Source organism: Streptomyces sp. NPDC059092, from assembly GCF_042756365.1.
GTDB lineage: Bacteria > Actinomycetota > Actinomycetes > Streptomycetales > Streptomycetaceae > Streptomyces.
This window is the reverse complement of record NZ_JBHZEJ010000001.1, coordinates 31,675-52,965: the sequence shown is the minus strand read 5'-3', so window position 1 is coordinate 52,965 and position 21,291 is coordinate 31,675. Positions and strand designations below refer to the sequence as shown.

Below are 21,291 nucleotides of genomic sequence, written 5' to 3'. Positions count from 1 at the left end.
GGCCCCGTAACTCGACGCATCAGGCAACGGGAGTGAGATGACGACGCGCAGCGGAGAGGTATCCGACCAAGAAGTGCTCGACGTCCTGGAAAGACTCCGCAAGGACGGCGACAATCCCAGCGCCTTCCTCGCGCTCAACTCCGGTAACGCGTACTTCACCGATCCGTCGCTGGACGGGGTCGTCGCCTATCGCGAGGCGGGCTCGTACTTCATCCAGTTCGGCGGTGTCCACGCCCCGCCGGAGCAGCGGGAGGCGCTGCTGAAGGCCTTCCTCGACCACGCGCGCCGACGCCGCCGCAAGGCCGTCGCCGTACAGCTCCTCACCTCGGACGTCGAGCTTTATGTCCGCTGCGGGTTCACGGTCAATCAGGTCGGTTCGTCGTATTCGGTGCACCTGCCGGACTTCGCCCTGCGCGGAACCCGTTTCATGAAACTCCGCAACAAGATCTCGCGGGCCCGGCGCAGCGGTCTTGAGGTGACGGAGGTCCCCCACGAGGAGTGCGCGGCGGAGATCGCCGGCATCGACGGGGCCTGGCTGCGGAGCAAGGGCCGGCACGTCAAGGAGATCGAGTTCCTGGTCGGCGAGCTGGGCGGGCCCGTACAGCACGCGCGCCGGCTGATGCTGGGCAGGCTCGACGGGGTGCCCATCGCGTACATCTCGTACTCGCCCGCGTACGGCGCACGCCCCGGGTGGCTGCACGACCTCAGCCGCCGGCTGCCGGACGCGCCGCCCGGTGTGATGGAGGCCATCAACCTCACCGCGCTGGAGATGTTCCGTCAGGAGGGGGCCGAGTGGCTGCACTTCGGCTTCACCCCGTTCACCGGGCTCGCCGACGAGCACGATCCGGCCGGGGCCAGCAAGGCCACCCGCAAGATCATGCGGATGCTGGCCGACCACGGCGACAAGGTCTATCCCGCGGCCAGCCAGCTCGCCTACAAGGAGAAGTGGGGCCCCCAGCTCGTGTCCCCCGAATACCTGGCCTTCCACGGCAGGGCGCGGCTGGGAGCCATCTGGCAGATCCTGCGGGTTACGAAATCGGTGTGACCCTCTCTGCGGAGGTCGCTCTCGTCAGGTGAGGAGCCTGGCGGAGGATGTCCTGGAAGGTGTCGCGCAGCCCGTGCCCGGGCTGCAGCCCCAGATGCTGTGACAGGTACTCGCGGGTGCGGTGGTAGGTGTTGAGCGCGTCGGCCTGCCGGCCCGAGAGGTAGAGCGCGGTGATCAGCTGCTCGCAGAATCGTTCGTGCAGCGGATACCTGGCGTGCAGTTGTTCCAGCCCCGGGATGACGGCCCGGGGGTGGTCCAGCCGGAGGCGTATGTCGAAGAGCCTTTCGTACGCTCCCAGTCTGACCTCTTCCAGTTGGGTGTACGCCACTTGGCAGATCATTCCGTGGCCGGCGTCTATCAGGGCCGGGCCGCGCCACAGGGAGACCGCCTCGTTCAGCAGGTCGACGGCTTCCCTGGGGCTGTGCGCGCTCGCCGCGTCGGCGCGGGCCACCAGGTGGAGCAGCCGGGAGGCGTCGACGTCCTCTTCTGCCAGTTCCAGGACGTACCCGGTCGGCGAGGTCTGGATGACATTGCGTAGAGAGGCCTTTCCTCCGTGTGCGACCAACACCCGTCTTAACCGGGCGATATGGCCATGCAATGAATTTTCGGCGCTGTTCGGGGGTTCTTCACCCCATAGTTCATCGATGAGTTCGCTCCGCGAAACGGAGCGGCCCACCGACAGGGAGAGGGCCGCCATGATCGAGCGTAACTTCTCTCCGGGTATCCGGACCTGAACCCCGTCGTCGATTACTTCCATCGGTCCGAGAAGATTGATCTGCAATTGTCGCCCGTTGCCTTCCTGATGCGACCGAAGAGTGGGCACACGGAACGTCTCCCTCCGGGGTCGGCCCCGCGTGCCGGTGACACCGTCCCAGCGGACGGCGGCACGCACGAACACCACTGTCGGCCCGGATTCACGATGAGGTCACTCCGGTACTCAGCGATAATGCAGCGCTACTCGTAGGTAAGGCTGCCCACTGCGAAAGCTTGGATCCGCGAGCTGTGAACTTGGCTCATTCTCGACGTTCTGTGTTGGATATCGCGCCACCGGAGGATGAGAGCACGCCAAGTTGCCCAAATGTTCTGTGGCAAGGCCCCCGTGACCGCCGGGCCGGTCCGGGCAGCGTGGATGACCGATTCTGCTGCCCCGCGACATGGCCGGATCCGAACGGGCTCTGCCCGGGTGGTCGAACACGTGAGGGAAAGGGCAGCTCTCGGAGGGTGCGTCCGGCGGTGGGCGGGGCGGAGCGAGCCGGGGACGGCCGGTCCGACTCGGTGGGAAGGCGGCCTGCGGTTGCCCGAAATGGCCGGTGTTCGGCGATCTGGCTTTATGTGCATTTCGGCAGATGCACATGGTGAGCGGCCCGTCATCGACGTGCCATCGCTTTCCGGTCGAGGTCCGCACACTGCCGGGGAGGCGGCGACGGAGCATATGGGTGAACAATCCAGGAATTCAGGTGCATCCGATCCGGCGGCGCCGGTGGCGGGCCGGAACGACTGCCCCTCTCGCCCGTTTCCCGTTTGTTCGCTGCCCGTTCCGTGGGGGCAATCGTTGTGTGCGCTGACATATTCCGCCGACTGGACCGCCCGTGAGCCGGCCGGCGGCGGAACGGCTCGGCATCGGCGGCCGGCTCCGCGTCGCCGGCCGGCTCAGCCGTCCTGGCCGTGGGGGCCGGCGGCGCGGCCGATGGCGCGGCCGATGGCGCCGCGCGGGTCGCCCTGGGCGGGCGCGGCGGTGCAGGCGACGGGTGTGGTGCGGACGTGGGCGCGCATGCGAGAGAACCTTCCCCGTGGTTCGGCCCCGCGGTGTCGGATTCCCGCGGGCCTCTGGTCATTGGCTAGGACTGCGGAGGAGTGGGAAAAGTTCCTTGGATTTCCGTACAATTTTCCGGATGAATCGGGCATCCCGAGGGGCCTGAAAGTTGCCCCCGGAAAATGGAGAACAGCGGGCAAAGCCGAGTGGTGTGTGCGTCATGGCCGGGATCCCTGCCGCCGGTCCCCTGCCGCCCGTGTGGCCCGTTCGGCCGCCCGCTCGGGCCCCGGGTGCGGTGGGCCCTGGACGGGAGGGGTCTTACGCCGCTACTACAGCGCCCCCGCTAAGCTGCGTCGACCTGCGCGAAGGCCCTCCCTGACGGGAGGGCCGTGCACCGCGCGTAGAAGAGCGCCCCCGGCAGGACTCGAACCTGCGGCCAAGTGCTTAGAAGGCACCTGCTCTATCCACTGAGCTACGGGGGCCGGTAGTGGCCTCGGTGACCAGGAGCCACTGTTGGGCGGTTCCGTGACCTTGCCGGGACAAGGATAGGGCTCCGATCACCCTGACCCGGTTGCTTCACGTGCGTGGCACGTTGTGGAGGTTCAGTGAAGCGAACCGATAATCGCAGGCAGGTGCGATTCGTGCATCGCTTTTGGGCTCTGGCGCCCCGGGTGTTGTGCACTCGTTATGCCTGCGCCCCACTCGTCCCGTCTGTCCCGAAGCATAATCGGCGCGCAGAGATGCCCATACGCTTCAAAAAGGCTCCAAAATTGGGCATTCTTCGCATGTGGTGACCTTGGACGTACGGCCCCAGTTGATCGACGCACTTTCCGCACTGCGCGACCGTGTCGCCGCCGTGCGTCTTCCACTGCCCCTCACCGGGGCACCACGCGCCCGGCAGACCCGGGCCGAACTGCTGGCGCAGCTCGACGACTATCTGCTGCCGCGGCTCCGGGACCCCGAGGCACCGCTCCTCGTGGTCGTGGGCGGCTCCACCGGGGCCGGAAAGTCCACGCTGGTCAACTCCCTTGTGGGGCGGCGGGTCAGCGAAGCGGGGGTGCTGCGCCCCACCACACGTACCCCCGTACTCGTCTGTCACCCCGAGGACCACCACTGGTTCGCCGGTATGCGGGTGCTCCCGCACCTCACCCGCGTCTGGCTGCCCCAGCAGGAGGAGGACCCCGCGACCGGGGCGGGCGCCGACGGCGCGCCCGGCGCGGAGCAGAACGCGCTGCGCGTCGACACCGCCACCGCGCTGCCCCGCGGTCTCGCCCTGCTCGACGCGCCCGACATCGACTCGCTCGTGGTGGAGAACCGGCTGCTCGCGGCGGAGTTGATCTGCGCCGCCGACGTCTGGGTGATGGTGACCACCGCCTCGCGGTACGCGGACGCCGTGCCGTGGCACCTCCTGCGCACCGCGAAGGAGTACGACGCCTCCCTGGTCACCGTCCTCGACCGGGTGCCCCACCAGGTGCTCGACGAGGTGTCCCGGCAGTACGGCGCGCTCCTCAAACGGGCCGGGCTCGGCGACGTACCGCGGTTCACCATCCCCGAACTGCCCGAGTCCGCCGGTGCCGGCCGCGGGCTGCTGCCCACCACCGCCGTCGCGCCGCTGCTCGCCTGGCTGGCACACCGGGTGCAGGACCCGGCCGCCCGCCAGCAGGCCCTCGTCCGCACCGCGGCCGGGGTCATCGACTCGCTCAACGCGCGCATGCCGGAACTGGCGGGGGCGGTCGCCGCGCAGTACGCCGCCGCCGTACGGCTGACGGGCGCCGTGGAGGACGCGTACACGGCCGAGGGGGAGCGGGTACGGCGCCAGCTCCAGCGCGGCGCCGTCCTCGCCGGGGACGCGCGGACCCGGTGGCGCGGCCATCCGAGGGACAGCTCCTCAAGGGAACTGCTCGACTCGCTCGTGGAGAGCCTCGGCGCGCTCCTCCAGTGCGCCGTGGCCGCCGCCGACGAGCGCGTGGAAGCCGCCTGGCGCCGCGAACCCGCGGCCGGGGCGCTCCCGGTGCCGGGCCCCGACGGCGAGGCCGTGGAACGGGTCGGGATGGCCGTACGCCGCTGGCGCCGCGTCCTGGAGGAGCTGGCCGAGGAGGAGGTGCGGCAGCACGAGCGCAACGCCGCGCCGGACGCCGAAACGGTGGCCGCGCTCCTCGCGGCGGCCCTGCTCGGCGGCCGGCGGGCGCGGCTCGCCGGAGAACGGCTCGCCGAACGCATCGGGGCGCAGGGGGCGCTGCGACTGCGCGACCGGGGCGGCGAACTCGTGACGACGTACATCGACCGCGTGCTGCACGGGGAGCGCGACCGGCGGCTGGCGCCCCTCGACGCGCTGGAGGTCAGCCCCGAGCCGCAGGCCGAGCTGATCGCCGCACTGTCCGTACTCCAGAGGGAAAGGTGATCCACGTGACCGACGCGAAGGACGCGAAGACGCAGGCCGCCGCCGAGGCCACCGCGGCCGGAGGGAAGCCCACCGGGGCCCCCCGCGCCCCCGAAGCCCCCGGCGCCCCCGGAGTCCCGGAGCAGGGCGGGGCGGCCCCCGCCGACTCCGGCGGATCCTGGGACGACGGCCTGATCGCCCGCCGCGCCGGCGAGAAAGGCTCCGCAGAGGGCCTGGACGCCCTGGACGGCCTTCCGGAACTCCCCGGGGCCTCCCGGGGCGACAGCGAGGCGCACACGCCCATCGGCGGGGCCTACGGCGGCCCCCTGCGGACCCGGCTGGACGCACTGGGCGAGCTGGTGGGGCTGTCCAGGACCCGCGTCGAGGGCGCAGTCCTCGCCGAGGCCGGCCGCGTACTGGACGAGGCGGCGGCACGGCAGCGGCTCTCCTCGCGCCACACCGTCGTCGCCATCGCGGGCGCCACGGGCAGCGGCAAATCGACGCTCTTCAACGCGCTCGCCGAAGTGCCGATCTCCGAGACCGGCCTGCGCCGGCCCACCACCTCCGCCCCCATCGCCTGCACCTGGTCCGACGGCGCCGCCGGGCTGCTCGACCGGCTCGCCATCCCCGGACGGCTGCGCCGCAGGCCCCTCGCGGGCGGCGACGGCGACGAGGAACTGCACGGTCTCGTCCTCGTCGACCTCCCCGACCACGACTCGGCCGTCGTACGCCACCGGGACCAGGTGGACCGGGTGCTCGCCCTCGTGGACGCCGTCATCTGGGTCGTGGACCCCGAGAAGTACGCGGACGCGGCCCTCCACGAACGCTATCTGCGACCGCTCGCCGGGCACGCCGAGATCACCTTCGTCGTCCTCAACCAGATCGACCGGCTCCCCGGCGACGCCGCCGACCAGGTGCTCGACGACCTGCGCCGCCTCCTCGACGACGACGGCATGGCCCTCGGCGAACACGGCGAGCCGGGCGCCACCGTCCTCTCCGTCTCCGCGCTGACCGGACAGGGCGTGGGTGAACTGCGCGACCTGCTCGGCCGGTTCGTGCAGGAGCGCGGCGCCGCGGCGCTGCGGCTGACCGCCGACGTGGACGCCGCCGCGCTGAAGCTGCGCTCCGCGTACGTCGCCGAGGGCCGCGCCGGACTCGGTGAGCGCTCCCGCGAGCAGTTCACCGACCGGCTGGCCTGGGCCGTCGGCGCCGTCGCCGCGGGCGAGACGGCGGAACGCGAGTGGCACAGGAACGCCGGACGCGCGTGCGGGACACCCTGGCTGCGCCTGTGGCGGTGGTACGAGAGCAAGCGCACCCCCGGCGGCGGCGAGACCCCGGCCGCCCCGGCGGTCGTGGAGGACGAGCTGACCGCGCGCCAGCGCGTCGAACAGGCCGTGCGCACGGTGGTGGAGGAGGCGTCCGCCGGGCTGCCCGAGCCATGGGCGCACTCGGTGCGCGAGGCCGCCGTACGGGGCGCGCAGGGGCTGCCCGAGGAGTTGGACGAGCTGGCCGTGACGGCGGGCCCGCCGCCGGGCCGACCGCCGCGCCCGGCCTGGTGGCCCGCGGCCGTACTGGCCCAGGCGTCCATGACGCTGCTCCAGATCTTCGGCGCGCTCTGGCTGGTGGGCCAGATCGTCGGCGCGCTGGAACCGGGGCTGCTGCCGCCCGTGCTGGTGATGCTCGCCGGGATCGTCGGCGGCCCGTTCGTCGAGTGGGCGTGCGGGGCGGCGGCGCGGGGGCCCGCGCGGCGGTACGGGCAGGACGCGGAGCGGCGGCTGCGCGAGGCGGCGGCGGGGTGCGGACGGGCGAGGGTGCTCGACCCGATCGCGGCCGAGCTGATGCGCTACCGGGAGGTGCGGGAGCAGTACGTCACGGTCTCCCGCACGGGTGCGTGAGCGGACTCCTGGGCGGACTCCTCGGTGAACCGAACCTCACCGGATCGGGTGACGGAGTTTTCCACAACTGACAGGTAATCCACAGGCGTCAGCACATTCTTTCCGCCCGGTCCAGCATGGGATCAGTCGAATGCGGCCGGACGGGAGGCAGATTATGAACGACACGGTGGTAACGCTGGTGGGGAATGTCGCCACGCGGGTGGAATTCAGGGAGTCGGAGACGGGCGGGGCGGCGCGGTTCCGACTCGCGGCGACCGCGCGCCGCTGGGACCGCGCGCGCGGCGGCTGGACGGACGGGCCCACGAGCTTCTACACGGTGTGGGCGCGCCGGGCGCTGGGAGCCAATCTGGCGGCCTCCGTCTCGGTGGGCGAACCGCTCGTGGTGCACGGCCGGCTGAGGGTGCGGGAGGACGAGCGGGAGGGACAGTGGCGGACGTCGGTGGAGGTCGACGCGGTGGCGGTGGGGCACGACCTGACGCGCGGGACCTCCGCGTTCCGGCGGGCGGTCAGGACGGCCCCCGCCCTGACCGTGGGTCACGGCGGCGCTGCGGAGCGGCAGGAGGCGGCCCCGGAGGCGCCGTGGGAGGGGGAGCCGGCGCGGCACGGGCCGCCGCCGGGAGCGCCGGCCGACACGGTCGCCGCCTCGACTCCCGCTTCCTGAGGGGTGTTTGTGGAGATCTGCCGATACTCTCGGTCACCTTCCATGTGTGTATCGGCCACTGGATAACGATTCCGATGCGGAACGGCTGTCCCGGTGGCCGGGCGACCTTCCGTGGTTCTCGTCCTCCATAGGATTCGCGAGTACTCACTGGGCACTTGAGTCTGCAGGCGAGGCAACCCCCCACGCGTTTCCACGCGAAAGAACCTCGCCCGAAGGGGAATTCTGTGTTTTCTGCGATATCTGGGTCATCCGTGCGGCGGCGGGGCGCGGCCCGCCTCGCCGCCGCGGTCCTCGCTTCGGGTCTGGTCGCGCTGACCTCGCTGACCGGTGCCGGTACCGCCGTGGCCGACGACGGCTCCCCGCACCAGGGGGGCGCCGCCGCGACCCTCGACGGCCTGAAGACCTATGGCGAGGCCGTGCTCCACACGGGCGGCAAGGACCAGCGGTTGCCCGCCGGGCTGTTCGAGATGACCGTCGACGGCGGCGGCAAGCTCAAGACGTACTGCATCGACATACACAACCCCACGCAGGAGCAGGCGAAGTACCAGGAGACCCCCTGGGACGAGACCTCGCTCGGCGCCAACAAGGACGCGGGCAGGATCCGCTGGATCCTGGAGCACTCGTACCCCCAGATCGACGACCTCGCGGCGCTGGCCGAGACCGCGGGCACCGGACCGCTGACCGAGAAGACCGCCGCCGCCGGCACCCAGGTCGCGATCTGGCGCTACTCGGACGGCGCCGACGTCGACGCGAGCGACCCCGCGGCGGAGAAGCTCGCCGACTGGCTGGAGAAGAGTGCCCAGGAGAGCGCCGAGCCCAAGGCGTCGCTCACCCTGGAGCCCGGCGTGATCTCCGGCCGGGCCGGTGAACGGCTCGGCCCCGTGACCGTACGCACGGACGCCGCCGGGGTCACGGTGACGCCGCCCGCCGACGCCGCCGCCAGCGGCGTCCGGATCACCGACGAGGCCGGCACGCCGGTCACCACTGCGGCCGACGGTACCGAGCTGTACTTCGACGTGCCCGAGGACACCGCCGACGGCACCGCCTCCCTCGGCGTCCAGGCCGCCACCTCCGTGCCCGTCGGCCGCGCCTTCGCCGGGGTCACCAGGAGCCAGACCCAGATCCTCGCCGGATCCAGCGAATCCACGGTCTCCGCGACGGCGACCGCCAACTGGGCCGAGAAGGGCCCGATACCCGCGGTCACCGCGCGCAAGAACTGCGCCAAGAGCGGGGTCGACATCACCGCCGGCAACGAGGGTGACGAGCCGTTCGTCTTCGAGATCGCCGGCGAGGAGCACACCGTCACACCCGGCGGGTCCACCACGGTCGTCGTCCCGGTCGGCGAGGACGAGACGTACGGCATCACCGTCACCGGATCCGGCGGGTTCTCGAAGACCTTCGACGGCGTCCTGGACTGCGTGACCACCGGCAACTCCGAGATCGTCACGCAGAGCGCCTCCGGGCAGCCCCTCCCGGCCTCGGCCGGCGGCTCCTCGGCGGACACCATGGGAACGGCCGGCGTCACCGGCGCCACCACCGCCACGGGCGACCTCGCCGAGACCGGCTCCTCCGCCGCCACCCCGGTCATCGCGGGCGTCGCCATCGCCCTCGTCGTCGTCGGCGGCGGGGCCGTCCACCTCCTCCGCAGGAAGAACGGCGCCTCCACCGGAGAGTGAGCGGCCGCGGGCACGGAGTGACCCGCCGCAGGTGGTGGCCCCCAGGACGCACGGACGTCCCGGGGGCCACGCCCGTACAGCGCGGAGAAGTCCGCCGCGAACCGGCCGAGAATCCGCCGGGGAGCTGTCCGGGGGGCGGTACTGGTTTCCATCGGGGGATGGACGTACGGCAAGATGGGGTGTATCTGCCCTCACGCGGCGGAGCCGCACATTGGCCCTTCTCGATTGCCGGACGGTTTCTCTTGGCTGAGTACATCTACACGATGCGCAAGACGCGTAAGGCGCACGGCGACAAGGTCATCCTCGATGACGTGACGCAGAGCTTCTTGCCGGGCGCGAAGATCGGTGTGGTGGGACCCAACGGCGCGGGAAAGTCCACCATCCTGAAGATCATGGCCGGTCTGGAGCAGCCGTCCAACGGTGAGGCGTTCCTGTCCCCGGGCTACACCGTCGGCATGCTTCTCCAGGAGCCGGAGCTCGACGAGTCCAAGACCGTCCTGCAGAACGTCCAGGACGGCGCCGCCGAGATCATGGGCAAGCTCCACCGCTTCAACGAAGTGGCCGAGTTGATGGCGACCGACTACTCGGACGCTCTCATGGAGGAGATGGGCAAGCTCCAGGAGGACCTCGACCACGCCAACGCGTGGGACCTGGACACCCAGCTCGAACAGGCCATGGACGCACTCGGCTGCCCGCCCGGCGACTGGCCCGTCACCAACCTGTCCGGTGGTGAGCGCCGCCGCGTCGCGCTCTGCAAGCTGCTGCTCGAAGCCCCCGACCTGCTCCTCCTCGACGAGCCCACCAACCATCTGGACGCCGAGTCGGTGCAGTGGCTGGAGCAGCACCTCGCCAAGTACCCCGGCACCATCGTCGCCGTCACTCACGACCGGTACTTCCTCGACAACGTCGCCGGATGGATCTGCGAGGTCGACCGCGGCCGTCTCCACGGCTACGAGGGCAACTACTCCAAGTACCTGGAGACCAAGCAGACCCGGCTCAAGGTCGAGGGCCAGAAGGACGCCAAGCGCGCCAAGCGGCTCAAGGACGAGCTGGAGTGGGTCCGCTCCAACGCGAAGGGGCGCCAGGCCAAGTCCAAGGCCCGTCTCGCGCGGTACGAGGAGATGGCCGCCGAGGCCGACAAGATGCGGAAGCTGGACTTCGAGGAGATCCAGATCCCGCCGGGCCCGCGGCTCGGCAGCGTCGTCGTCGAGGTCGAGAACCTCTCCAAGGCGTTCGGCGACAAGGTTCTCATCGACGACCTGTCCTTCACGCTCCCGCGCAACGGCATCGTCGGGGTCATCGGTCCGAACGGCGCCGGCAAGACCACGCTGTTCAAGATGATCCAGGGCTTCGAGGAGCCGGACTCCGGCACCATCAAGGTCGGCGACACCGTCAAGATCAGCTACGTCGACCAGGGCCGCGGCAACATCGACCCGAAGAAGTCGCTGTGGGCGGTCGTCTCGGACGAGCTGGACTACATCAACGTCGGCCATGTCGAGATGCCTTCGCGCGCCTACGTCTCCGCCTTCGGCTTCAAGGGCCCGGACCAGCAGAAGCCCGCCGGGGTGCTCTCCGGCGGTGAGCGCAACCGCCTGAACCTGGCGCTCACCCTCAAGCAGGGCGGCAACCTGCTCCTCCTCGACGAGCCGACGAACGACCTCGACGTCGAGACCCTGTCCTCGCTGGAGAACGCGCTGCTGGAGTTCCCGGGCGCGGCCGTGGTCGTCTCCCACGACCGGTGGTTCCTGGACCGCGTCGCCACGCACATCCTGGCGTACGAGGGCGACTCCAGGTGGTTCTGGTTCGAGGGCAACTACGAGTCGTACGAGAAGAACAAGGTCGAGCGGCTCGGCGCCGACGCCGCCCGCCCGCACCGTGCCACCTACAAGAAGCTCACGCGGGGCTGAGATGGCCCGTCATATCTACAGTTGTCCCCTGCGCTGGTCGGACATGGACGCCTTCGGGCACGTCAACAACGCGGTCTTCATCAGCTATCTCGAAGAGGCCCGCATCGACTTCATGTTCCGGCTGGCGCCGGGGGACGGCTCGCCGTCCTTCTCCGGCGGGTCCGTGGTCGCCCGGCACGAGATCGACTACAAGCGACCCCTGGTCCACCGGCACCAGCCGGTGACCATCGAGTCCTGGGTGACGAAGATCAACGCGGCGTCGCTGACGATCGCGTACGAGATCAAGGACGGTGACCAGGTGTACGTACGGGCCTCGACCGTCGTCGTGCCGTACGACCTGGAAGCGGCCAGACCCCGGCGGATCTCCGCCGAGGAGAAGTCGCACCTCCTGCAGTACCTGGACGACGAGGACGCGCTCGCGGCATGACCCTGTCCGTCAGAACCCTGGAATTCGCCGACGCGCGGGAGGCCGCCGATCTCGGCGCCTTCCTCGCGCGGCTGATCCACTACGACCGCGCCGCCGCCGTCCGGCTCCAGGCCGGCGGCGGGGGTGCGGGCGGGGGCGCGCTCGCGGTCTTCGGCCGCCCCGCGTCCTTCGAGGTGCTGGCCATCCGCACGGCCCGGCTCGGCGCCCCGTACACCCCACGGGCGGCGGCCCCGCTGGACGTCACGGTCTCCGCGGGGGAACTCCTCGACTCCATCGACTCACCGGCCGCTCCCGCAGTCCCCGACTCCGTCGAGGACATCGCGCGCACGGCGGTCGTCCCGGCCGCCGTCACCGGGCCGCCGTGGGCCGGGGTGCTGCCGCCGCGCGGCGGCTGGCGCCAGGTGCCCGGGCTCCCCGGCGGAGAGGCCGTACGGCACGCGCTGGCCGGGGCGGTCGCGGAGTTCCGCGCCAGGGACGAGCGGTTGGCGCCCGGCGACCGGACGCGCGCCGCGCGCGACCGGATCGGCCGGGAGATCTGGTCCCGCACCCTCGGCGACACCCCTCTGCCGCTGCGGGCCGTGCACGCCGCGCAGTCGCTGGGCTTCCTGCGCCCGGTGCGCGCGCTGGTGCCCGCCGGAGCCGCCCCCGAGGAGCCGCTGGCGCTGCTGGAGTCAGGGAGCTGGCTCCGGCTCCGTACGGCGTTCGGCTCCATCGCGGTACGGCGGGCCGGGCTCGGCGGACTGACGGTCACCCCGGCCTGAGCGGCCCGCGTACGGGACGGCCCGCGTACGGACGCTTCCCGTGCGGCGGCCCGCGTACGGGACCGGGGCCGTCAGCCGGCGGTGTTCACCATCGACGCGGCGGCGTACGTCAGGTAGTCCCAGAGCTGCCGTTCGTGCGCCTCGGACAGCCCCAGCTCGTCGAGCGCCGCCCGCATGTGCCGCAGCCAGGCGTCGTGCGCCGCGCTGTCCACCGCGAACGGGGCGTGCCGCATCCGCAGCCGGGGGTGGCCGCGCTGGTCGCTGTAGGTGCGCGGGCCGCCCCAGTACTGCATGAGGAAGAGCGTGAAGCGCTCCTCGGCCGGGCCCAGATCCTCCTCCGGGTACATCGGCCGCAGCAGCGGGTCCTCGGCGACCCCCTGGTAGAAGCGGTGGACCAGGCGCCGGAAGGTCTCCTCGCCGCCGACCTGCTCGTAGAAGGTCTGCTCCTGAAGCGTGCCGTGCGGAATATCGTTCACCCGTCCATCGTCTCAGACGCCGCGACCTAGGACCGGTCCACCCGGCGCCCCGCGGGCGGGTCCGTTCGCTTCCCGGCCCCCGAGACAGGACAGTGGAGGGATGGGCGCACACCCGGCCGACCCGTACGGTCCCGACGACGCGACCGCCGCCGAGGCGCGCGCCGGGCTGGTCCGGGAGATCGCGCTGACCGGGGCGCTGGACGATCCCGCCTGGCGGGCCGCGTTCGAGGAGGTGCCGCGCCATCTCTTCGTCCCGTACTACTTCACCAGCCGCCCCGGCGGCTGGGACCGGCTCTGGGGCGGCGACCCCGACCCCGTACGGCGCGCGCGCTGGCTGAGGGGCGCGTACGCGGATGCCCCGCTCGCCACCCGCGTGCGCGACGGCGAGCTGATCTCGTCCAGCAGCCAGCCCTCCCTGATGGCCCGCATGCTGGTGGAGCTGGACGTGCGGGACGGGCACCGCGTCCTGGAGATCGGCGCGGGCAGCGGCTACAACGCCGCCCTGCTCGCCCACCGGCTCGGTGACACGCACGTGACCACCATCGATCTGGAACCGGAGATCACCGAGTCGGCCCGTACCCATCTCGCCGCGGCCGGGTACCGGCCCGCCGTCGTCACCGGCGACGGGGCGCGCGGCTGCCCCGGGCGCGCGCCGTTCGACCGGATCATCGCGACCTGCACCTTGCCGTCGGTGCCGCGGGCCTGGACCGCGCAGTCACGCCCCGGGGCGCGGATCCTGGCCCCGCTCGCCACCGGGCTGATCACGCTCGGGGTCACCGAAGGGCCGCACGGCCGGTACGGGGAGGGGCGCTTCCTGCACACCGCCGCGTACTTCGTACCGCTGCGGGGCGTCCCGGCCGGCCGGCCCGTCCCGTCCCGTCCCCTCGGCGGGCTGCCGCGGCGCGCGAGCGAGAACGAGCTGTTCCGCTTCCTGCTGACCCTGACCGCGGGCCGCCTCGACCCGCGCGAGGCGCTCTCGCTCTGGGAACGCGAGGGGCGCCCGGCGCGGGAGCGGTACGGCGTCACGGTCACCGAGGGCGGCCAGTGGGCCTGGCTGGACGACCCGGCGGGACCGTACGTCTGGCCGCTCGGCCAGGACGACGGCCCCGGGCGGGTCAGTCGCGGCGGATCGTGATCGTCGTCCAGGCGCCGACGTGCACCCGGTCACCGTCCTTGAGCGGGACAGGGACGAACGGCTGTATCGGGTCCTCGGCGCCGTTCAGCGTCGTGCCGTTGGTCGAGTTCTGGTCGACGACCGCCCAGCTTCCGTCCGGCTGGTGGACCAGGACCGCGTGCTGGTGCGAGACCCCCGGATCCTCCGGCGGCACGGACAGGTCGATGTCCGGGGACTCGCCGGTGGAGTGCCGACGGCGGCCGATCGCGATCTGGTCACCGGTCAGCGACAGACGCTGCTCGGGGGAGTACGCCGGCAGATTCAGCCCGGTGGCCTCGGGGCCGCTGCGCTGCATCATCGCCATGAAGTAGTCGCGGTCGGGACCGACGACCGCCGTCCAGGTCGCCGGACGCTGGTACTGCTGGGCCGCTTCGTGCCGCTGGGACTCCTGCGGGCCCTGCGGCGCCCGCGACTGAGGCGCCGAGGACGAGGGCGGCGGCAGCATCCAGTCGTCCTCGCCGCTCTGCCGCGGCTGCGGCGGCGCCGGGGGAGCGGAGGAGTGCTGGAAGACCGGCGAGACCGGCAGACGCGGCGCCGACGGCGGCCCCTCCTGCTGGTACGGCGAGGGCGTCGGCCCCTGCTGGTACGGCGACGGGGGCGGCGGGCCCTGCTGCTGGTAGTCCTGCTGGTAGTCAGGACGCGCGTAGTCCGGCACCGGCCGCGACGGCGCGGACGCCGTACCGGCAGGGGCCGACTGGTCGGGCGACAGGGGCTCCGCGGGCCGGTTGAGCTGCGACGGGCGGGAAGTCTGGTATTCGAACGGCTCGGGCTGCCTGGGCGGCTGCTGCGCCTGGAAACCGGGCGGCAGATTCAGCCCGGGCACCGGCCCGCCCTGACCACCGGGACCGCCGCTCGGGCCGTGGTGCGGGGCCAGCGGGGTGTACGACGTCGCCGTGTTCGTCAGGAAGTTCCAGCGGCACTCCTCGCAGAACGGAGCCATCGGCTCCCGAGGCGTGCGGCACTGCGGGCACAGCTCCGCGTGCGCGGTGGCGTCGGGGCCGGCCGGCGGATAGGCGTCGCCCGGCGGATAGCCGTAGCCGGGCGCGGGGGGCGGCGGGGGAGGCGGCGGCACGGCGCCCGCCGGGGCGCCGGGGCCGGCCATGCGGTGGCCGCAGACCTCGCACCAGTCCTCGGAACCCGACTGGTGTCCGTTCGGGCAGGTCGGCATGTCGGCGCTTCCTCCTCTCGTCCGGCCCGCGGGCCGCGCTCTCATCGGGCCCGCAGGCCACTCTCGTGTCCGGCCACCGGGCCGATGTCGACGATGTCGACGGTTACTTCTTGACGCGAACGGTCTTGGTGGAGCGCGTTTCGAGGGTCATCTCGTCCGCATCCGCGACTTTCGCCTTCAGTCGCACAGTACCGGTCGCCGCATCGACCACGTCCACCACCTTCGAAAGCAATTTCGCCGTATCGGCGTTTCCGGAGGACGCGGCGAGCTGAACGGCCCGCCCCAGCTTGGCGGTCGCGCCGTCGAAATCGCCCGACTTGCGGGCGTCCAGGCCCTGTTGGATGACCTGGGCCAGTTCGGCCTGGCCCGTGTAGTGGGCGACCTGTGGGTTGATCGAGGTGGAGGCCGCCATGTCGTCCGTCCACACCGCCCGTACCAGTCCTTGGGACAGCACCTCCGGTCCACCGCCACCCGGCGCGGGCAGGATCAGCGAGACCCGCGCGGCCAGCATCTCCTGGCCGACGCCCGCCTCCGGGACCCGTACGCACACGTGGTAGTCGCGGGACTCGTCACCCCAGGACCCGGTCGGATAGTCCCCTGCCCGTGGCCCCGACTCCGTACGCCGGCCGGTCAGTTCCTCGACCGTCGGCGCCACCTGCTTGACGAAGACGATCTCCACCCCGACAGGGGTCCAGAGCCGCAGGGCGACATCCGCGACCTCCTTGCCCATCGCGTTCTCCATCATCCGCGTGAAGTCCGCGGCCAGCCCCGACGGATCCGCCACGATGTCGGCCGTCCCGAGCAGCGCGGAGGCGACCGCGGTGACCTCCTTCACCTCCCAGTCCGTACCGACACCCCGCGCGTCACAGGTGAAACGGCCCGCACAGCTTTCGAGCGCGGCCCGCAGGTCCTCCGGCGCCTCGTGCTCGTTGCGGCCGTCGGTGAGCAGGATGCCGTGCCGGATCGGTACGTCGGCCGAGGCGAGCAGCCGGTCGGCGAGGCGCAGCCAGGTGCCGATCGCCGTACCGCCGCCCGCGCCGAGCCTGCGCAGCGCCTCCTTGGCCGCCGCCCGGGTGCGCGCGTCGGCGACGGCCAGCCGGCCGTCGCCCGGGTAGACCTCCTTCGCCACATGCGTACCGGCGACGATCGCGAAGGCGACACCGTCGCGCAGCGTGTCGACCGCGGCGGCCGTGGCGTCGCGCGCGTTCCGCATCTTCGTGGGCGGGTAGTCCATCGAACCCGAGCAGTCGACCATGATCACCACGGCCGCGTTCGGGCTGTACCCAGGGAGGGTGGCGGGCGTCGGCGAGGCTCCCGCGAGCGGCACGCCGCCGGTGGTCCCGCCGCCCGTCGACGTGACCGTCACGATGGCGTTGACCTCGCGCCCGCCCTCGGGCAGGTAGGCGTTCTGGTACACGTCGACGGAGAACTGCGGCACGTTCGACTTGGAGAAGTTCGCCATCTGTATCGGCTCCTTGACGCTCCGCACGACGGAGACCCGTGGGAGAAGTCGGTGAGATAGATCGGTGTGACAGGTCGAGGGGAGAGATGAGGAGAAGGAGGGAGGCGAGAGGAGGGGAAACGGGACGGGACAGGGCGTGCGGGCGCGTACGGCAGGGGTGCGGCGGGTGTCCGGCGACGGCGCGGCGGCGCGGCGTCCCCACGCCGCACTCAGGCGGATCCTGCCCCTTGCGCCGGTACGGCGAACGGCAGCACGGCCACCGTTACGTTGTCGTGGCCCCCGCCGTCGAGCGCGTGCCCGACCAGGACCTGGGCCGCGTGCAGCGGGCGCCGCGCCGCGTCGGCGGGCAGCGCCCTGGCCATCTCGTCGGCGCTCTCCGCGTAGTTCCAGAGCCCGTCCGTGCAGACCACCACCACACCGGGGCGGTCCGGTTTGAACGACGCGGTGTGCGGCTCCAGTTCGTACGCGTCGGCGCCGAGCCAGCCGGTGATCGCGTGGGCGCGCTCGTCCGCGTACGCCTCCGCCTCGCTCATCAGGCCCGCGGCGACCATCTGCGCGGCCCACGAGTCGTCCTCGGTGAGCCGGGCGGGCGGGCCGCCGCGGTCGTCGGGGACCCAGTAGGCCCTGCTGTCGCCGATCCAGCCGATGACCAGCAGCCCGTTCGCCATGACCGCGCCGACGATCGTGCAGGCCGGGGCGTTCTGGTGGTGGTGCTCGTGCTCCGGGGCGGCCGATCCGGCCAGCACGTTGACGGCGTCCCCGGCGGCCAGGATCGCGTCGTGCATCGCCTGCTGCGGATGCGTACCGTGCTCCAGGGCGCCCAGCAGCGACTCGTTGGCCGACGCCGACGCGGCGGCCGACGCCTCGTCCGGGCGGGTCGCCGACGACACGCCGTCACAGACGACCGCCACCACGGCGGGCGAACCGTCCGGCAGGGCGGCCGACGACACGGCGAACGCGTCCTCGTTACGGTGATGGCGCAGCCCGCGGTCGCTGACCGCGGCCACCGAGCACAACTCCTGCTCCATGTGGTCGCGCTCACGCGGCTGCGCGTGGCCGCAGTTCTCGCAGTAGCCGTCCGTGTCGACGCGGCCCGCGCGGCAGGCCACACAGATCTTCGCTCCGGCCGGCGGCGCCGCCGCGCCGGCGGCGGACGTACGCGGATCGGCCGACGGAGCCGGTGGGGCCGTCGGGCGCGCCGGGGCCACCGGGGCGGGCGGTACGGCGGACACCCGGGCGGGCGCGGGGAGTTCGAAGTCGCCAGGATGCTCGGGCAGCCGCGACCCCGTGGAGTCCAGCCCCGGCACCTCCTCCGGCAGATGAGCCGGTACGGGCGTGCCCGAACTGTCCACTCCGGTGGCCGGTGGCCACTCCACGCCGGCCGCCGGAGCACCCGGAGAGCCCGGGGTGCCAGGGGCGCCGGGAGTGGCGGGGTGCGGGGGAGCCGGGGGAGTCGCGGGAGCGACCGGAGGACGCGGCTCGGTCTGCCCCGCGCCCTGCATGACCAGCGTGGGGTGATCGTCCGGGCGCTGCTTCACGGCCGACAGGTCGTAGCCGCACCCGCCGCAGAACAGGTCGCCGGATTCCACCGGCTCCTCGCAGCTCGGGCAGGTCGGCAAGTCGGCCGACCGGTGCATCTGGGACATCAATCACACCCACGTCCGGGGGCGGAAACGGTTGGCCCGTTCCACCAGTTCGATCCTCTCCTCGCCGCGCTGAGCGAGCCGGGCGAGTACCCGGTACGAGCGTTCCAGTCCAAGACGCAGACCACGCTCGTCCAGTTCGCTGCCGAGCAGCATGCTCTGGACGGGGCGGGCCCCCGGACCACCGGAGAGTACCCAGTCCAGAGCACTGCCCAGTACCTCCGTCGACAACTGCTCCCGCCGTACCGCGTCCAGAGCGAACTGCTGGAGCGCGGAGACCTGCTGCGCGGCGGCCGTCAGATCGTCGATCAGCGCCGGCCCCGTGCCGAAGCCCTGCTCCCGCGCCTGCTCCCGCGTCCGGCCCCCGCCCGGGGAGGCGGGCGCCGGGACACCGCGCTGCCGCAGCCGCGCCCGTACGGCGGCCACCCGCGCCGCCGTGTAGTGGATCGACGCCTCGGGCACCGACTCCAGGGTCCGCACGGCGCCGGCCCGGTCCCCGGCGGCGAGCCGCACCCGGGCCAGCCCGAACGCCGAGCTGACATAGCTCGGGTCCGTCGTCCACACCAGACGGTAGTACTCGGCGGCGTTGTCCAGTTGACCGAGCACCTCAGCGCACACGCCGAGCGCCAGCTTCGGCGCGGGCTCACCGGGGAACGCGTCGTAGATCGCGTCGAAGGAGAGCGCCGCGACCTCGTGGTCACCGGTCGCCAGCGAGGCGATCCCCCGGTACCAGACGACCCGCCAGTCGTCGGGGCGGCGCTCCTCCAGCACGTTCAGCGTCTCGGTCGCGGTGGCCTGCTCGCCCATCTCCAGCCGGGCACGCAGCTCGCGCAGCCCGCGCTCCACGGAGTCGGTGGGCGCCGAGGCCAGCGCCGCGATCAGCTCGGCGGGGGCGGAGGCCATCAGACCGGCGAGGAACCCCGCGTTCGGATCGTTCGGGTCGACGCGCGGTACGGGCAGGGCCAGCGCGGTCGCCGCCGCGTCGAGCGGCGCCAGCCGGGGCGCCCCCGCCGTCCCGTTCACGGGCGCGCCGAAGGCGGTCACCGCGCCGGGCGAGGCTTCGGTCCGCGGCGACGGCAGGCCGGACGGCGACGGCAGCTCGGACGAAGGGGGGCGCGCCGACGGAGCTTCCGGCAGGACCGCCGGATCGAGGCCGCCGTACCCGGCGGCGCCGGGTCTGGCGCCCGGAGCGGGCAGCGCGGGCAGCGCGGGCAGCGCCGGGAGCGCGGCGGTCGCCTCCACCGCGGGGCCGGCGCCCGTCCCGCCCACCGCCCTGGCGCGCCGGGCGAACAGGCCGGCCTTCGGCTCCGCCCGTACCCCCAGCCGCGAGACGTCCTCCGTCAGCTCCGCGAACAGTTCCGTGTCCGTGACCCGCAGTTCGGGGCCGAACAGCGTGGACAGCGCGGGGCGCGGACGCCCCGTCTGGAGCGCGACGACCTCCCGCAGCACGCCCGTGAGCTGCTCCGCCATCTCCTGGGCCGAGGAGAACCGCTGCGCCGGATCGGGGTCCGTCGCCCGCACCAGCAGCCGGTAGAACGACTCGTACGTATGGAAGACGTCGATGTTGTCCGGGTCGGGGAGCGAGTCCACGAACACGTTGGTGTAGCCCTGGAAGTCGAACGTCAGCACCGCCAGGGTGCGGGCCACCGTGTACAGGTCGGAGGCGACCGACGGACCGACCTCGGCCACCTCGGGGGCCTGGTAGCCCACCGTGCCGTAGATCGCCGACTCGTCGTCGTCCATCCTGCGGACCGCGCCCATGTCGATCAGCTTGAGCTGGTCCTCGGTCTGGATCGCGTTGTCGACCTTGAAGTCGCAGTACAGCAGGTTCCTGCTGTGGAGGTGGCCCAGCGCCTCCAGCGCCTCGATGCCGTACGCGCACGCCTGCTCGACCGGCAGCGGATCCCGCTTGCCGGCGCCCGTACGCCGCTCGTTGGCGATCTCCTTGAGCGACTTGCCGCCCACGTACTCCATGACTATGTAGCCGTCCATGGAGCCCGTGCGCTGGTCCAGGTGTTCCACGAAGTTGTAGATGCGGACGATGTTGGAGTGCTCGATCTCGGCGAGGAAGCGGCGCTCGGAGATCGCCGCCTCCATGGCGTCCTGGTCGCCCGTGTCCAGCAGACCCTTGAGGACCACCCAACGGTCCGACACGGCACGGTCGATGGCCAGATAGACCCAGCCGAGACCGCCGTGCGCCAGGCACCCCACCACCTCGTACTGCCCGTGCACCACATTGCCCTCGTGGAGCTTGGGCACGAACGAGTACGGGTGCCCGCACTTCGTGCAGAACCCCTCCGTACGCCCGGGGCGCTCGCCGCGCGCCCGGCCCACCGCCGCCCCGCAGTCCGAGCGCGAGCAGTACCGCTTGCGCTCCGGCACCTCCGGGCGCTCCATGACGGCGGAACGCGGATCGGGGCGCGGTACGTCCGGTACGGATACCAGGCCCGCGCCCAGACGGTTGCGCCCCGAGGAGCTGGGGGACGAACCGGAGCTGCGCACCGAGACCGACCGGGACGACACCCGGCCGGACAGCGAACGCGAGAGCCGTCCGGAGACGGACCGTCTGGAGGTCGAGGAGCGCGAGGACGCCCGGGAGGAGCGCGACGTCGACGAGCCCGAGGACTCCCCGCTGCCCGACCCCTTCCCCGAGCCGCCGCCGGAGCCCCCGTTACCGCCGCCGCCCCGGCCGCCCGTGATGCCGGTGGGCGGCGAGGAGAGCGCCCCGTCGGGCGGGACGACGGGGGCCAGACCGCAGGTGCCGCAGTACAGCTCACCGCCGCCCATGTCCTCGTACGAGCCCTCGCAGCCGGCGCGCTGGCACGCCGTGTTCCCGCTCAACGCCGTGTTCCCGCTCATCCGT

At 72.3% G+C, this 21,291-nt stretch carries 16 protein-coding genes and 1 tRNA gene; 9 read left to right on the top strand and 8 right to left on the bottom strand.

The genetic code is table 11. From position 1 onward, the window contains the following. Positions 1-37: 37 nt before the first annotated feature. On the top strand, positions 38-1,045 hold the full coding sequence (locus ACFXPL_RS00190; RefSeq protein WP_384909933.1) for a bifunctional lysylphosphatidylglycerol flippase/synthetase MprF: 1,008 nt from the start codon (positions 38-40) through the stop codon (positions 1,043-1,045). Here ACFXPL_RS00190 and ACFXPL_RS00185 read toward each other — a convergent pair. From ACFXPL_RS00185 to ACFXPL_RS00175, 3 genes are all read right to left on the bottom strand, one after another. Further along, positions 1,029-1,802 carry a BTAD domain-containing putative transcriptional regulator gene (locus ACFXPL_RS00185; RefSeq protein WP_384910619.1) on the bottom strand — a complete coding sequence of 258 codons (774 nt, stop codon included), beginning with the start codon at positions 1,800-1,802 and terminating at the stop codon, positions 1,029-1,031. The genes ACFXPL_RS00190 and ACFXPL_RS00185 overlap by 17 nt on opposite strands. An 893-nt stretch (positions 1,803-2,695) precedes the next feature. Beyond that, on the bottom strand, positions 2,696-2,818 hold the full coding sequence (locus tag ACFXPL_RS00180) for a hypothetical protein (RefSeq protein ID WP_384909930.1): 123 nt from the start codon (positions 2,816-2,818) through the stop codon (positions 2,696-2,698). A 389-nt stretch (positions 2,819-3,207) separates the two neighbouring features. Next, a tRNA-Arg gene (locus tag ACFXPL_RS00175) sits at positions 3,208-3,280 on the bottom strand. A 314-nt stretch (positions 3,281-3,594) separates the two neighbouring features. Between ACFXPL_RS00175 and ACFXPL_RS00170 the strand changes: the two genes are divergently transcribed. The 7 genes from ACFXPL_RS00170 (at position 3,595) to ACFXPL_RS00140 (ending at position 12,505) form a co-directional block, all read left to right on the top strand. Continuing rightward, positions 3,595-5,199, top strand: a complete 1,605-nt coding sequence (locus ACFXPL_RS00170) for a dynamin family protein (protein WP_384910616.1) — start codon at positions 3,595-3,597, stop codon at positions 5,197-5,199. A gap of 5 nt (positions 5,200-5,204) precedes the next feature. Next, positions 5,205-7,073, top strand: a complete 1,869-nt coding sequence (locus tag ACFXPL_RS00165) for a GTPase (RefSeq protein ID WP_384909928.1) — start codon at positions 5,205-5,207, stop codon at positions 7,071-7,073. A gap of 154 nt (positions 7,074-7,227) precedes the next feature. Then, entirely contained in the window at positions 7,228-7,734 is a 507-nt protein-coding gene (locus ACFXPL_RS00160) for a single-stranded DNA-binding protein (protein WP_384909926.1), read from the top strand. A gap of 251 nt (positions 7,735-7,985) precedes the next feature. Next, the gene (locus ACFXPL_RS00155) at positions 7,986-9,410 is read left to right on the top strand and encodes a Cys-Gln thioester bond-forming surface protein (protein ID WP_384909923.1); all 1,425 of its coding nucleotides are present in this window, start codon (positions 7,986-7,988) and stop codon (positions 9,408-9,410) included. A gap of 242 nt (positions 9,411-9,652) precedes the next feature. After that, positions 9,653-11,317, top strand: a complete 1,665-nt coding sequence (gene ettA, locus ACFXPL_RS00150; protein WP_384909920.1) for an energy-dependent translational throttle protein EttA — start codon at positions 9,653-9,655, stop codon at positions 11,315-11,317. 1 nt (position 11,318) lies between these two features. Beyond that, positions 11,319-11,744 (top strand): acyl-CoA thioesterase, encoded by a 426-nt coding sequence (locus tag ACFXPL_RS00145; RefSeq protein ID WP_384909917.1) that lies wholly within the window; start codon positions 11,319-11,321, stop codon positions 11,742-11,744. Further along, positions 11,741-12,505, top strand: a complete 765-nt coding sequence (locus ACFXPL_RS00140) for a hypothetical protein (protein ID WP_384909913.1) — start codon at positions 11,741-11,743, stop codon at positions 12,503-12,505. The genes ACFXPL_RS00145 and ACFXPL_RS00140 overlap by 4 nt, the downstream gene beginning before the upstream one ends. Positions 12,506-12,576: 71 nt before the next feature. On the opposite strand, the gene ACFXPL_RS00135 is transcribed toward ACFXPL_RS00140, so the two are convergent. After that, positions 12,577-12,981, bottom strand: coding sequence for a globin (locus tag ACFXPL_RS00135; RefSeq protein ID WP_384909910.1), 405 nt, complete (start codon positions 12,979-12,981; stop codon positions 12,577-12,579). A 100-nt stretch (positions 12,982-13,081) separates the two neighbouring features. On the opposite strand from ACFXPL_RS00135, the gene ACFXPL_RS00130 reads away from it, so the two are divergent. Beyond that, positions 13,082-14,116, top strand: coding sequence for a methyltransferase domain-containing protein (locus ACFXPL_RS00130; RefSeq protein WP_384909907.1), 1,035 nt, complete (start codon positions 13,082-13,084; stop codon positions 14,114-14,116). Here the strand turns inward: ACFXPL_RS00130 and ACFXPL_RS00125 are convergent. The 4 genes from ACFXPL_RS00125 to ACFXPL_RS00110 all read right to left on the bottom strand — a co-directional run bounded on the left by ACFXPL_RS00125 (position 14,097) and on the right by ACFXPL_RS00110 (position 21,287). Continuing rightward, positions 14,097-15,323 carry an FHA domain-containing protein gene (locus ACFXPL_RS00125; protein WP_384909904.1) on the bottom strand — a complete coding sequence of 409 codons (1,227 nt, stop codon included), beginning with the start codon at positions 15,321-15,323 and terminating at the stop codon, positions 14,097-14,099. The genes ACFXPL_RS00130 and ACFXPL_RS00125 overlap by 20 nt on opposite strands. Positions 15,324-15,426: 103 nt before the next feature. Continuing rightward, positions 15,427-16,785, bottom strand: coding sequence for a VWA domain-containing protein (locus ACFXPL_RS00120; RefSeq protein WP_384909901.1), 1,359 nt, complete (start codon positions 16,783-16,785; stop codon positions 15,427-15,429). Between the two features lie 209 nt (positions 16,786-16,994). Then, positions 16,995-18,431 (bottom strand): protein phosphatase 2C domain-containing protein, encoded by a 1,437-nt coding sequence (locus tag ACFXPL_RS00115; protein WP_384909898.1) that lies wholly within the window; start codon positions 18,429-18,431, stop codon positions 16,995-16,997. Between the two features lie 3 nt (positions 18,432-18,434). Beyond that, on the bottom strand, positions 18,435-21,287 hold the full coding sequence (locus ACFXPL_RS00110) for a tetratricopeptide repeat protein (RefSeq protein ID WP_384909896.1): 2,853 nt from the start codon (positions 21,285-21,287) through the stop codon (positions 18,435-18,437). Positions 21,288-21,291: the final 4 nt, after the last annotated feature.

What these genes read in the sequence shown, in the direction of transcription:
- ACFXPL_RS00140 (WP_384909913.1), top strand. Translation starts at nt 11,741, where the DNA reads ATGACCCTGTCCGTCAGAACCCTGGAATTCGCCGACGCGCGGGAGGCC.
- ACFXPL_RS00125 (WP_384909904.1), bottom strand. Translation starts at nt 15,323, where the DNA reads ATGCCGACCTGCCCGAACGGACACCAGTCGGGTTCCGAGGACTGGTGC.
- ACFXPL_RS00185 (WP_384910619.1), bottom strand. Translation starts at nt 1,802, where the DNA reads ATGGAAGTAATCGACGACGGGGTTCAGGTCCGGATACCCGGAGAGAAG.
- ACFXPL_RS00190 (WP_384909933.1), top strand. Translation starts at nt 38, where the DNA reads ATGACGACGCGCAGCGGAGAGGTATCCGACCAAGAAGTGCTCGACGTC.
- ACFXPL_RS00120 (WP_384909901.1), bottom strand. Translation starts at nt 16,785, where the DNA reads ATGGCGAACTTCTCCAAGTCGAACGTGCCGCAGTTCTCCGTCGACGTG.
- ACFXPL_RS00145 (WP_384909917.1), top strand. Translation starts at nt 11,319, where the DNA reads ATGGCCCGTCATATCTACAGTTGTCCCCTGCGCTGGTCGGACATGGAC.
- ACFXPL_RS00115 (WP_384909898.1), bottom strand. Translation starts at nt 18,431, where the DNA reads ATGTCCCAGATGCACCGGTCGGCCGACTTGCCGACCTGCCCGAGCTGC.
- ACFXPL_RS00160 (WP_384909926.1), top strand. Translation starts at nt 7,228, where the DNA reads ATGAACGACACGGTGGTAACGCTGGTGGGGAATGTCGCCACGCGGGTG.
- ACFXPL_RS00110 (WP_384909896.1), bottom strand. Translation starts at nt 21,287, where the DNA reads ATGAGCGGGAACACGGCGTTGAGCGGGAACACGGCGTGCCAGCGCGCC.
- ACFXPL_RS00130 (WP_384909907.1), top strand. Translation starts at nt 13,082, where the DNA reads ATGGGCGCACACCCGGCCGACCCGTACGGTCCCGACGACGCGACCGCC.
- ACFXPL_RS00180 (WP_384909930.1), bottom strand. Translation starts at nt 2,818, where the DNA reads ATGCGCGCCCACGTCCGCACCACACCCGTCGCCTGCACCGCCGCGCCC.